The sequence below is a fragment of the Methylobacterium sp. AMS5 genome, assembly GCF_001542815.1.
GTDB lineage: Bacteria > Pseudomonadota > Alphaproteobacteria > Rhizobiales > Beijerinckiaceae > Methylobacterium.
Genome location: NZ_CP006992.1, coordinates 1,177,386 through 1,190,144, shown reverse-complemented (window position 1 = coordinate 1,190,144; position 12,759 = coordinate 1,177,386). Strand labels below are relative to the sequence as shown.

Annotated in this window: 7 protein-coding genes and 1 pseudogene; 2 read left to right on the top strand and 6 right to left on the bottom strand. The window is 68.0% G+C overall.

Annotated features, from left to right (window positions below; translation table 11 throughout):
* The first annotated feature begins 27 nt into the window (after positions 1–27).
* On the top strand, positions 28–5,646 hold the full coding sequence (locus Y590_RS05500) for a beta strand repeat-containing protein (RefSeq protein ID WP_158509730.1): 5,619 nt from the start codon (positions 28–30) through the stop codon (positions 5,644–5,646).
* An 84-nt stretch (positions 5,647–5,730) separates the two neighbouring features.
* Here Y590_RS05500 and Y590_RS05495 read toward each other — a convergent pair.
* From Y590_RS05495 to Y590_RS05470, 6 genes and pseudogenes are all read right to left on the bottom strand, one after another.
* Positions 5,731–6,152, bottom strand: a pseudogene (locus tag Y590_RS05495) (hypothetical protein).
* A gap of 56 nt (positions 6,153–6,208) precedes the next feature.
* Positions 6,209–6,835: a hypothetical protein gene (locus tag Y590_RS05490; RefSeq protein WP_060768973.1), complete on the bottom strand. Its 627-nt coding sequence runs from the start codon at positions 6,833–6,835 to the stop codon at positions 6,209–6,211.
* Between the two features lie 219 nt (positions 6,836–7,054).
* Positions 7,055–7,786 (bottom strand): MIP/aquaporin family protein, encoded by a 732-nt coding sequence (locus Y590_RS05485; RefSeq protein WP_060768972.1) that lies wholly within the window; start codon positions 7,784–7,786, stop codon positions 7,055–7,057.
* Between the two features lie 160 nt (positions 7,787–7,946).
* Entirely contained in the window at positions 7,947–9,515 is a 1,569-nt protein-coding gene (locus tag Y590_RS05480; RefSeq protein ID WP_060768971.1) for a GMC family oxidoreductase, read from the bottom strand.
* 101 nt (positions 9,516–9,616) lie between these two features.
* On the bottom strand, positions 9,617–10,150 hold the full coding sequence (locus Y590_RS05475) for a gluconate 2-dehydrogenase subunit 3 family protein (protein WP_060768970.1): 534 nt from the start codon (positions 10,148–10,150) through the stop codon (positions 9,617–9,619).
* A gap of 157 nt (positions 10,151–10,307) precedes the next feature.
* A complete protein-coding gene (locus Y590_RS05470) occupies positions 10,308–10,712 on the bottom strand; it encodes a VOC family protein (RefSeq protein ID WP_060768969.1) in 405 nt (134 codons plus the stop codon).
* A gap of 620 nt (positions 10,713–11,332) precedes the next feature.
* Here Y590_RS05470 and Y590_RS05465 point away from each other — a divergent pair.
* On the top strand, positions 11,333–12,433 hold the full coding sequence (locus Y590_RS05465; protein WP_060768968.1) for a glycerol dehydrogenase: 1,101 nt from the start codon (positions 11,333–11,335) through the stop codon (positions 12,431–12,433).
* The last annotated feature ends 326 nt before the right edge of the window (positions 12,434–12,759 follow it).

Genomic DNA, 12,759 nt, shown 5'->3' with positions numbered 1-12,759 from the left:
GTTAAACCATTGTTAAGAATGCGGGGCTTGAATTGGGACGCGAACGGGCTGTCGAGTCAGGCAATGACAAGATTTCGTCTACGAATCCAAGGCCAAAAAGCGCATAATTTCCAATTAATACCCACGTCTGCGCGCCGACTATTGCTATCAGCTCTCTCGTCGTCGAGCCTCTCAGCTCTCCTTTACGCGCCTGGTGCTCAGGCGCAATCGGCAAATCTCATCAATGTCTGCGCCGGACTTGGTGTTCAGTTGCCTCATCTTGTGGCGCCGACGCCGGTCACATCATCGTTCCCTCTGGTGAGCGGATTAACATCAACGCTCACAGGCCTGGTTGGCGACATCAGCCAAGGAATCGTCGCGCCTCTCTCAGACATCACCTTGCGCGTGGGTGTTCTCGACGCAAACGGTCATCTCGTCAGTGTGAACAGCCCGGGCAACTGCAATCTCAGCGCCTCAAGTCTGACCCTCGATGCGAGCAAGGGCTTGTCGATCGGCGGAGGTCACATCACCGGCCTCGGCAGCCCTACCGAAGCGGCCGCGAGCGCGGGTGACGTCTCGTCCATTGCCCTCGGCAATGGTGCCGTCACCGCGGTGGGCAAGGTCAACGCGCTTTCGCTGGGCTCGAGTGCGAGTGCAGCGGCCAATCAGGCGCTCGCCCTCGGCCTGCGCAGCAGCGTCGTCGCCGACGATGGCATCGCGCTCGGCGCGAGAAGTACGGCCAGCGCGTCCGGTGCCGTTGCCCTCGGAAGCGGATCAGTCGCCACGCGGTCGGGGCTTGCCGGCGCCATCGAGAACTTCAGCGGCGCGGGCGTCGCCTCGACCCAAGGCGCGGTGTCGGTCGGCGATGCGGGCGCCGAGCGGCAAATCGTTAACGTGGCCGGCGGAACCAGGCCTACCGATGCCGTCAACCTTCGTCAGCTCTCGGCCGCTGGAAACAACCTCGCTAGCGGGCTCGGAGGCGGCGCCAGGTTCGATGCCACCACCGGCCTGTTTACGGCCCCAAGCTTCGCCGTTCAGGGCAGCACCTATCGGGACGTCGGCGGGGCTCTCGGGGCTCTCGATCTTCGCCTCACGAGCAACACGACGGCGCTGACATCCACGGCTGCCGGCCTTCAGACCCTGCAGGATCAGGTCGCGAGCCTGCCCGATCATGTCCAGCAGAATGCCGTCTCCCGCACGCTGACGATCGGGAAGGGGACGGACGGAGCCGTGATCAGCATCGCCGGATCCGCCGGTGACCGTCGGCTGAGCGGCGTGGGTGCCGCGGTCGACAGCAATGACGCGGTCAATCTCGGCCAATTGCGCGGCTCCGGCCAATCACTCGCAGCCTCGTTGGGCGGCGGGGCCGGCTTCGACGCCGCCACGGGCGCCTATCAAGCCCCGAGCTATAGTGTCGGCGGCAACTCATATGCTTCGGTTGGAGGCGCCCTCGGCGCTCTCGACACGCTCTCGGTGCAGTATGTCCCTGGCAGCAGCGGCGCGGCAACGAACGCGATCGATCTCAGCAAGGGCGGCGCACTGGGGGCCGTCGGCATCCGTGGCCTGTCACCGGGATTGATCGCGGGCAGCTCGACGGACGCCGTCAACGGCGCACAGCTCTACAGCACCAATCAACAGGTCGCGTCGAACACGACCGGACTCGCCAACCTGCACAGCCTGGTCGCCGGTGGGGCGCTCGGTCTTGTCGGCCAGGATCCGACCAGCCGCACCCTGACCGTGGGGGCGCTCACGGATGGGACACGCGTGAGCCTCGCCGGCACCCTCGGTGCCCGTCAGCTCGGCGGCGTCGCAGCGGGCGCGGTGACGGCGAGTTCGACCGAAGCGGTGAATGGATCGCAACTCCATGCCGTGAACCAGGCGGTCGCCGGCAACACCTCGGCGATTACAGTTGTGCAGGGCCAGCTGACGTCCACAGCCAGCAGCCTCACGGCCTCTCTGAGCAGTTTGCAGGGGCAGGTCGGCTCGACCGCAGCCTCCCTCACCAGCGCGGCGGGCGACCTCGCGGGCCTGCGCTCCGCCGTTCAGAACGGGGGGATCGGTCTGATCCGGCAGGACGCGATCAGCCGCGACCTCTCCGTCGGCGGTAGCACCGACGGATACCGGATCAGCCTTGCCGGCCTCGCTGGTCCGCGACAGGTCACGGGCGTTGCCGCCGGCAGCCTCGCTACCGGTTCGGCCGATGCCGTCAACGGTGGCCAGCTTGCTGCGACGAACCAGATCGTCGCGAGCAACACCGCCGCTCTCGCCGGCCTCCGAGGCCAGGTCGGCGCCCACGCCGATGAGATCGCCAGCAACACCGCGGGCCTGATCACGGTCCAGGGACAGGCGGCCGCGAACACAAGCGGCCTTGCCAGCACCGCGGGCAGTCTGGTCAGCCTGCAGATGGGGCTGGCTAACGGCACCATCGGCCTCGTCCGGCAGAGCGGGAACGCCAGCCCCATCACGATCGGCGACGATACGGGCGGCAGCCTCGTCAGCCTCGCGAGCCGCAATGCGGACCGACGGGTGACGGGCGTGGCGGCTGCGACCGGCGCCAACGACGCGGTCAATCTCGCCCAGCTTAACACCATCGTCGCGGGCATCGGCGGCGGTTCGACGGTGGTCGCCAGCAACAACCTCTCGGGCCGCGCCCTGCCGCTCGCGACCGGCAGCGACGGGCTCAGTCTCGGGTACGGCTCACAGGTCACGGGCGCGCGCAGCGTCGCGCTCGGCGCAGGCTCCGTGGCGGATCAGGCAGACACGGTCTCCGTCGGAGCGGCCGGTGCGACGCGCCGCATCGTCAACGTGGGCGACGCGACACTCTCGACCGCATCGACGGATGCGGTGACGGGGCGGCAGTTGCACGCCACGAACGAGGCTCTTGGCACCGCGAACGGTCGCATCGCGGGTGTGCAGGGCGGCCTCACCAGCCTCGGCAACAGCTTGGGGGGAGGTGCCGCCTTCGACGCGGGTACCGGAACGTTCACGGGCCCGGCCTTCACGGTCGGAGGGGCGGGTTTCGGCACGGTGGCGGGCGCTATCGGCGCGCTGGACCTTCGCGCCGGCCTCAACGCCGCTGACATTGCCGCTCTGCAGACCGTGAGCCAGGGCACCCGCACGGCCGTCGCCGGTCTTCAGGGGCAGGTTGGCATGAACACGACGGCAATCACGGCCGCCGGAGCCAGCCTGACGAGCCTCCAGACCGGGCTGGCGAGCGGTACGATCGGCCTCGTGCAGCAGGATCCGGCAAGCCGTACCCTGAGCGTGGGCGCCACCACGAACGGCACGGTCGTGAGCCTGACTGGCAGCGCGGGTGATCGCCGCGTGACGGGGGTCGCCACCGGCCTCAACGCCAACGATGCCGTCAATGTGGGACAGCTCAGCGCGGCTCTGACCAACCTCAGCGTCGGCGGTGCTCCTGCCGTGGCCGTCAGCAACCCGGACGGCTTGCCCGCTGCCTCCGCCGCCGGAGGCGGCGCGACCGCCCTCGGGTACGGCGCATCGGCGCGCGCGACCCGCTCGGTTGCCATCGGCACCGGATCGGTTGCGACCCAGGCCGACACGGTCTCGGTCGGCAGCGTGGGGGCTGAGCGGCGCGTCGTGAACGTGGCCGGCGGCAGGGTGGCCGCCGGTTCGACCGATGCGGTCAATGGCGGGCAGCTCGACAGCACGAATCGGCAGGTTGACTCGCTCTCGACGTCGCTAACGTCCCTGCGCGGCAGCTTGGACGATGGCAGCATCGGCCTCGTTCAGCAGAACCCTGCCAGCGGCCCTATCACCGTGGCAGGAAGCACAGGTGGCACCGTCGTCGATCTGACCGGCACACAGGGCAGCCGCAAGCTGACCGGCCTGGCTTCCGGCACCAGCGGCAGCGATGCGGTCAACCTGGCACAGTTGAACGCAGCGATGACCAGTGTCGGCGCGCGCATCACCGATCTGCCGCTGGCCACGAGCAACCCGGCCGGTCTGACAGCGCCGTCCGTGACGGGCGCCGACGCGCTAGCCATTGGGCATGGCGCTACGGCAATGGCGGCGCGTGCCATCGCAATCGGCAATGGTTCGATCGCGGATCAGGCCGATACGCTCTCGGTCGGGCGTGTCGGGGCCGAGCGGCGCATCGTCAACGTCGCCGCAGGCGGCCTGAACGGCGGTTCGACTGAGGCCGTCAACGGTGGGCAGCTCTTTGCAGCCAACAGCCAGATGGCGGCCCTGCTAGGCGGGGGGGCGCGCTTCGATGCCGTCGGAGGCTGGACCGCGCCGAGCTACAGCATCCGCGGCAGTACATACGCTGACGTCGGTAGCGCGCTGAGCGCCGTCGACACGGCTCTGGCCCGCAATGCCACAGACATCCGCGCGGTGACGCAGCAGGTCGCCGCCCTGCAGGTCGGTTCGACCGGAGGACCGATCGCCCTGCAGCCCACGGGCACGGCCGGCACCGTCACGGTCGCGGCACAGGCCGGGGGCACGGTCGTCAATCTGTCCGGCCTGGAGGGACCGCGCCAAGTCAGTGGCGTCGCCGCCGGCAAGACGGCCGGCGATGCCGTCAATCTCGGCCAGCTCAACACCACCGCTCAGGCCATCGACGCGAAGATGCAAGACTTCCCGGTGCGGGCCAACAACACCAGCAGTGCTGCCAAGCCGGTCGCTTCGGGGTCCGACGCCTATGCCAGCGGCTACGGCGCTACGGCCACAGGACGTGCCAGCGTCGCCGTGGGGTCCATGACGACTTCGCAGGGGGGTGGTACGACCAGCATCGGCTACGACAGCACGGCCATAGGGGACCGGACGACAGCGGTCGGCGCCAGCAGCATCGCGAGCGGCGTCGATAGCACAGCCTATGGGCAAGGGAGCCAAGCGATGGCTGCCGCGACGACGGCGATCGGCACGGGCTCCCAGGCGACCTGGGACGGATCGACCGCCATCGGTTACGGCGCACGGGCCATCGCCGACCCGACCACCGCCGTCGGCTTCAGCACGCTCGCGAGTGGGAACGAGGCCTCGGCCTTCGGCGCCTTTGCCGCCGCCACCGGCGAAAATAGTACGGCGATCGGCCGCTCGGCCTACGCTGGCGGCGCGGGTGCCACCGTCCTCGGTGTCAGCGCCAGCGCCGAGGGCATCGACGCGGTGGCTCTGGGACGGGGTGCCGCGGCGAAGCAGGACAACGCCGTCGCCATCGGCGCCGGCGTGACGACGATGCGCGCCAACCAGATCGCCATCGGCTCCCAACGCAGCAGCTACACCTTGGCAGGCGTCGGCTCAGCCCAAAGCCGGGCGGCGCAGACCGGCCCCACCACATTCGTGACGGCGGATGCCTCCGGCAACTTGGCCACCTCCGGCTACGGGCCGGGTCAGATCGCCGGACTGGCGACCCAAGTCGAAAATCTGGGAGCGCAGATCAGCGGCCTCGGCCAATACGCCACGGCGACACGGCGCGAGGCACGCCAGGGCGTCGCGGCAGCCATGGCCATGACGTCAGCCTCAATGCCTTCACAGCCCGGCCGCACCAGCTGGACGGTCAATGGCGCAACGTTCCGAGGAGAGTGGGCCGGTGGCATCGGTGTCGCGCATCGGCTCGACACCGTAATCCCGATCGCGGTGACGGCCGGATACAGTTACAGCCAAGCCAATCAGCAAGGTTTGCGCGCCGGTATGGCGGGTGAGTTCTGAAGATCGAGGCCGGCCGTCGCCAAGCCTGCGATTCCACCGACCAGCCGCCGCGTTCACCGTTTCGTGTTCAGCTGGCGTGCCCCGCTACCCGTAGGGCCCATGAAACAGGTCGCCCAGCGCCCGCCGCCGAAACAGCGTCAGCCACCGCTGATGCTCGGGCCGGTCGTGGACCATGCCGCAGCGCTGGCAGAACGCCGCGAGGTTGGTCGGGGCGTTGTCGGCCGTATCGTGGTTCCGATGCGCCGTGGCGAGCACCACCCGGGTCGTCCGAGCCGTCCCGAGCACATCGTCAGCGCCGACCACGAGGCCGATGATCTTCCCCGCTCCATCGCGCCAAGAGACCGCCTCATCATCCCACCAGCGCCCGTCGCCGCGATGGACCACCGTTCCCCGTGCGGCCGCCCGCATCCCTCGCACCGGCCCTTGGCGCGGCCGAAGCGGATCACCACCGAGAGCTGCGGCCAGTCGATCGGGTAGAAGAAGCGGTGCTCGCGCCGGATCGGCATGGCAGGGCATCGAGGCCAATGACTACGCTTCTGCGTAGGCGACCAACGGCATCTTGTCATCCGATCAGGTGTTCGCCGAAATCTCCGTCTGCATTTCGGGACGAGGGGCGCGGATGAGGCGAGGCATTCGCACCCCGGACCGGTCGGAGATCACCGCCGACACGCCGCTGTCGCTCGATGTGGCTGCGCGCATCGCCTTTCCCTGACGGATGGTTGCCGGCGCTCGCCCCGCGCTGCCGGATCACGAGCGTGGTTCCCGTCTCACGCAACCCGCGCCCGTCGCACCCGGCCGCCTCAGGCATCGTGCTTCCAAAACGCCCTTCTATTGCGCGTCCCGGCAAGCAGCATTGCAGGCCGCTACACTTATCAGTCCCTGCTCGGCTGATGGTCATTCGGAGGAAGGGACTGCCGGCCTGTCGCACCTGGGCCAGGGCGCGGTCAGCCGAGGGAAGTCCCTGAACGGTCGCGAGCGTCTCTGCGGGAAGCATCGTCGTCCGGAACACCCGGAACTCCGGCGAGGCCATCATCGCCTGCATGTCCTTGGCGCGCTCGGTGGCGTGCTTCACCTGCTCGACCCACTTCGCATCACCGGCGTGTTCCTTCACGCGGAGCATGTCGAGTTCGATGTCATTAAGCGCGAACGCCAGAAGCCCGTCGTTGGGACCGACCCTCGAAATTCCCATGCCGAGATCGGCCGCTCCCCGCTTGCGCGCTTGGCGCGTCCCTCGCGCCGCGAACGGAGGGCGCCGCGTTCGCGTTCGTGATGCCCTCGGGAAGCGGATGAGACGCCCCCGAGCCTTCCGTCCTTGGTGTCTCTCACAAAACTCCCGCCGCGCTGTCATCGCCAGAGCGAGAACGGTCAGAGACCGGGAGTTTTGCGAGGCACTCTTACGCAGCCCGGGTCAGAACCCGATCATCCGGATCGCTAGGGCTGCCGCGGCGGCACCCACCAGGGGCGCGGCGAGGGGGATCAAGGCGTATCCCCAGTCCGAGCCGCCCTTTCCGGCGATCGGCAGGAGCGCGTGGGCGCAGCGGGGGCCGAAATCGCGGGCGGGGTTGATGCCGTAGCCCGTGGTGCCGCCGAGGGAGAGGCCGATGCCCCAGATCACCATGCCGACGAGATAGGGCGCAAGGCCCGTCGGAATGCTGCCCGCGTTGCCCACCGCCTTCGACAGCAGGGCGCCGACGATGAGGACGAGCATGAAGGTTCCGATGATTTCGGAGAGCCAGTTGGCGCCGGGCTTCCGGATCGCCGGCGCGGTGCAGAAGCAGGCGAGCTTCAGGCCCTGGTCCTCGGTCGCGCCCCAATGCGGCAGGTAGTGCAGCCAGACCACCGCGGCACCGAGGAACGCACCGATCATCTGGGCCGGGACGTAGACCGGGAGCTTGCTCCAGTCGCCCGAGTTGATCGCGGCGGCCAGCGTCACCGCCGGGTTGATGTGGGCGTCGCCGCTGCCCGTGGCGGTGGCCACGAAGATCGCGCCGAGCACCGCGAAGGCCCACCCGGCGGTGATCGCGACCCAGCCGCTCCCCTCCGCCTTCGATCCCCGGAGCAGCGTGCCGGCCACGACGCCGTTGCCCATGATGATCAGGACCATCGTCCCGAGAAGTTCACCCAGAAATGGCGACGTCATGCTGTCCTCCCCCCATTCGATCGTTGTTTCGTGTCGTCCCAGCCGCGTCCGTTCCCGCTTCCCCCCGGGCGTAGGAGAGGCGCAGGCCGGCGCGTTCGCCGGGAGGCTTGTCCCCCGGCGTCCGTGTCGATGAGCGGTGATGGCGGGTCCGGCGGGCCGGTCAGATCTCGCCGCGGCTCATCCGTCCGGCGATGTGGTCGGCCTGGCGCAGGGCGAGGGCGACGATGGTCAGCGTGGGGTTCTCCGCCGCGCCGGTCGTGAATTGCGAGCCGTCCGAGACGAACAGGTTCGCCACATCGTGGGCTTGGCCGAAGCGGTTGACGACGCCGTCGCGCGCCTTCTCGCTCATCCGGTTGGTGCCGAGATTATGAGTCGAAGGATAGGGCGGGGTTTGGATGGTCCGGACCGCGCCCACCGCGTCGTAGATTGCGCTGCCCTGCCGGTAGGCGTGGTTGCGCATGGCCTTGTCGTTCGGGTGATCGTCGTAACGGACCGAGGCGACCGGCATGCCGAAGGCGTCCTTGTCCTCGGCGAGGGTGATCCGGTTCTCCGCCCGGGGCATGTCTTCGCCGACGATCCAGAGGCCGGCCGTGTTGCGGTAGTTGTCGAGGGCACTCGCGAAGTCGCGGCCCCATTTCGACGGGTCGAGGAAGGCCGCCATGAAGGGCAGGCCGAGGGAGATCGTCTCGAACTCGTAGCCGCCGACAAAGCCCCGGCTCGGGTCGTGCCGGGCCTCGTCGCGCACGATCCCGGCCATGGTGGTGCCGCGATGCATGTTCACCGGCTTGTCGAAGATGCCGTAGACCGAGCCTGTGGTGTGGCGCATGTAGTTGCGCCCGACCTGGCCGGAGGAATTGGCCAGCCCGTCCGGGAACCGGGCCGAGTGCGAGTTCAGCAGCAGGCGCGGGCTCTCGAGGGAGTTGCCGGCCACTGCGACCGCGCGCGCCTTCTGGCGGTGTTCGACGCCCTGCTTGTCGGCGTAGACGACGCCCGAGACCTTGCCGGCGGCGTCGTGCTCGATCCTCAGAACCTGGCAGCCCGACCGAACTTCGAGCCGGCCGGTCGCCTCGCCCTTCGGGATCTCGGCGATGAGGGTTGACCATTTCGCGCCGGACTTGCAGCCCTGGAAGCAGAACCCGATCTGCATGCAGGAGGCGCGCTCGTCGCGCGGCTCGGAATTGATCGCCATCCGGCCGGTGCTGACCTCCTTGTAGCCGATCTTGCGCGCACCGGCCTCCATGACCTTGAAGTTGTTGTTGCCCGGCAGGCCGGGGATGCCGTTGGTGCGCGTCACGCCCATCCTGTCCTCGGCCATGGCGTACCAGGGCTCCATCTCGGACAGATCGATCGGCCAATCGAGCAGGGTGGCGCCCGCCACGTCGCCGTAATGCGTGCGCGTCTTGAACTCATGGGCCTGGAAGCGCAGAGAGGCGCCCGCCCAGTGCACCGTCGAGCCACCGACCGCCTTCACGATCCAGGCCGGCAGATTCGGGAAATCCTCGGCGACCTGCCAGGAACCCGTGGCAAAGCGCTTGTCCTTCCAGGCGAGCTGGGAGAACGAATCCCACTCGTCGTTGAGAAAATCGAAGGTCTCGTGCCGGTCGCCGGCTTCCAGGATAACGGTGTCGATGCCCTTGAGGGCGAGCTGCGTGCCGAGGGTTCCGCCGCCGGCACCCGAGCCGACGATGACGAACACCGAGCCGTCGTTGAGATCGTAAGGGGCTGACATGGTTTCCTCCTGCTCCGCGCCGGCCCGACCCCGTCTTCATGCGGGATCGTCGGTCCGGGCGGCGAACACGTGCGCGTCGGCGCGGGGGCGCCGGGTTCGGGTCAGAGCCAGTTAATGTCGTCGAAGCCGCGATGCAGGTAGCCGCCCTTGTCGAACGAGGCACCCTCGTAGCCGAAGATCGGCCACAGCTCCTTCTGGTTGTAGAGGCCGACGATGAGGTTGGAGCGCACCTTCTGGAAGAAGGGAGTCGGCTCGATCGCCTTGAGCAGGGCGTCCCGGTCCGCCTCTCGCTCGATCTTGGCGTAGGGCACGCGATGGCGGGCAGCGGCCTCCCTGTCGAGGGCGGCCATCCCGTCCTCGAGGAGGTCGAGTTCCACCGGGGCGGCGCGCGCCGCCTCGTCGAGGATCCGGACCGCGGCGGCATAGAACCGGTCGGCGACGCGAGCGTGAGGGTAGCAGTCGCGTGACATCTGGACGAGGGACGCCAACGTCTCGGGCTTCGTCGCCTTCGGCATCTGCGCCCAGGCCCTCCCGGTCACGAGCCCATCCGGCATGATCGCCACGGCCAGCAGCGTGGAACCGGCCGCCCCCAGGAACACGCGGCGGGATAGGCGCGCGGGCTCCTTGTCCTGCATCCTCATTCGCTTCCTCCCTCGTTCGTTCCGTGTCGTGCAGTCGCGTGGCGGGCCGGCGCCGTCCTTCGAAAGAGGACGCGCGCGGACGAGGCGCTCGCTTACTGTTTCTGCATCATCTTTTTCCCGAAAGTCGGCAGCGACCCTTCGGGATGATGCTCTAGGCGAAGCGCCATCCGCGTTCGAGGACCTCGATCTTGTAGCCGTCCGGATCCTCGATGAAGAAGAACCGTGCGGTTCCGCCGCTCGGATGGCGCAGGGACTTGATGTCCTTCGGACCGAGGCCGGCCTCGCCCATGCGCCGGTGCGCCGCCTCGAGATCGGCGACCGAGACGGCGAGATGCCCGTAGCCGCTCCCGAGATCGTAGGCCCCGTCCTGGCCCTTGTTGACCGTCAGTTCCAGCTCGAAGCCGGATTGAGCGTTCGACATGTAGATCAGCGTGAAGCTCTCGAAGTCCAGCCGATCGGCAATGTCGAGGGAGAAAGCCGTTTTATAGAAAGCCACGGATGCCGCCTCGTCGCGGACACGGATCATCGAATGGATGAGCTTGGGAACGTCGTTCATGGGCTTTCCTCACCGCGGCGACCCGAACCTGCCACCGCCAACCACCATGACACACTAGAACTTCTCTAGAACGACGCGGTAGTAGCATGATACTGCATCGTGGCTTGCTGCGCTCCGGGGCTGAATCCCGGTATTTTGCAAGGTAAGCCGAGACCCCGGAAAACGAGACCGCCCCCATATGTCGTATTGTGTCCACGCATTCGGGAGCGGGACGGGCTCGCGACTGTCGCGGCAGGGCTGCCGGGGCGAAGCGCGGCTCGGCTGGACCAGAACGCTGTCGTCCGGCGCGAGCACGGTGCGCGCGAGCGTCTCGTCCAGCGCAAGCGCAGCCGTCTGGAGAATATAGAATCAATAACGGCTCGGGTAGTATGATGTTACCACAGTCTAAAATTGAGGACTTTGCTGAAAACCATCGGTAACCCGCAATATTTCTCTGGACTGAATCCCCAAAATCGTAGATGGCAGGCGAGAGCCTCGCCGGTCTGCTGAGCCACCGGGCCATCGGGCTCCTCGCCTGCCGCGTCGCATGCGTGCGGTGAAAGACCAGCGTCGTCCGGCACCACGGAACGCCACCGTCCCCGGACCTCGACGAACCAGCAAGACCAGCAAGGGAGAGAACAATGGCAAAATGGGTCTTCGCGTCGCCCTCGCGCTACGTCCAGGGCGCCGGCATGATCGCCCATCTCGGCGAGCATCTGTCGGCCCTCGGCCGGAACGCCTTCATCCTGGCCGACGACACCGCCTGGGGCATCGTCGGGCGCGACGCCGAGGCGGCGATGCAGGACAAGCTCACCTTCCGCCGCGAGGCGTTCGGGGGCGAGGCTTCGAACGCCGAGATCCGCCGCATGGCGGGCCTGGCGCGCGAGGCGGGCGCCGAGGTGATCGTCGGCATGGGCGGCGGCAAGGCGATGGATACCGCCAAGGCCACCGCCGACGACCTCGGCCTGCCCGTGGCCATCGTCCCCACCATCGCCTCGACGGACGCACCCTGCAGCGCGCTGTCGGTGATCTATTCGCCGGACGGCGTGTTCGAGACCTACCGGTTCTATTCCAAGAACCCGGATCTCGTCCTCGTGGACACGGCCGTCTGCGCCAGGGCGCCGGTGCGGCTGTTCGCGTCGGGCATCGCCGACGGACTGGCCACGAACGTCGAGGCCAAGGCCACGTGGCGCAGCCGCGCGCGCACGATGGCGGGGGGCGCACAGACCATCGCCGGCGGCGCCATCGCGCAGGTCTGCGAGGACACGCTCTTCGCCCACGGCTTGAGCGCCTACCGGGCTGTCGAGAAGGGCCTCGTAACTCCGGCGGTAGAGGCCGTGGTGGAGGCGGCCACGCTCCTGTCCGGCCTCGGCTTCGAGAACGGCGGGCTGGCGGCCGCCCACGCGATCCACAACGGCTTCACGGCGCTCGAGGGCGACATCCATCACCTCACCCACGGCGAGAAGGTCGCCTACGGCATTCTCGTCCAGCTCGTGCTCGACCAGCAGCCGATCGCGGAGTTCGAGCGCTTCGTGCGCCTCTTCCGCGCGATCCGGATGCCGGTGTCGCTGCGGGAACTGCATATCGAGGGCGTCTCGCGCCGCGATCTCGTTAAGGTGGGCGAACTCGCCAACAGCCCGAACGACACCCTGCAGAACCTATCGCCGCACTTCACCGACGACGCTATCGCCGACGCCATACTGGCCACGGATCTCCTGGCGGCGGGCGTCTCGGCGGCCTGACCGGGCGCATCGATCCCCGCCCCGCGGAGCCTGCCTCGCCGCCCCGGCGCAGGCGGGCCTTCCGATTGAGCGAGGACCTTCAAACCGCCCCTGTGAGACGTGAGACAGATTTCGCGTCTCCAGTCTCACGGTCGGGACTTTCCTTCGACCGACTAACCCGCCCTGCGCCGGGATTTATCCACATCGCTGCGAAGTCGCGGAGCAGGTCGGCCTTCGCCGGTCCTTCCGCCTCATCGCGGCGCGGGGTCCGAGAGAAGCTAAACCCGTATATCGAGGCACTAATCTGGATTCCGCATGACATACAGGCCGTGATTCTCCCGCTTCCC

Excerpts from the sequence above, each read along its gene's own strand:
- Y590_RS05470 (WP_060768969.1), bottom strand. The coding sequence starts at position 10,712 with ATGAACGACGTTCCCAAGCTCATCCATTCGATGATCCGTGTCCGCGAC.
- Y590_RS05485 (WP_060768972.1), bottom strand. The coding sequence starts at position 7,786 with ATGACGTCGCCATTTCTGGGTGAACTTCTCGGGACGATGGTCCTGATC.
- Y590_RS05490 (WP_060768973.1), bottom strand. The coding sequence starts at position 6,835 with ATGGGAATTTCGAGGGTCGGTCCCAACGACGGGCTTCTGGCGTTCGCG.
- Y590_RS05480 (WP_060768971.1), bottom strand. The coding sequence starts at position 9,515 with ATGTCAGCCCCTTACGATCTCAACGACGGCTCGGTGTTCGTCATCGTC.
- Y590_RS05465 (WP_060768968.1), top strand. The coding sequence starts at position 11,333 with ATGGCAAAATGGGTCTTCGCGTCGCCCTCGCGCTACGTCCAGGGCGCC.
- Y590_RS05475 (WP_060768970.1), bottom strand. The coding sequence starts at position 10,150 with ATGCAGGACAAGGAGCCCGCGCGCCTATCCCGCCGCGTGTTCCTGGGG.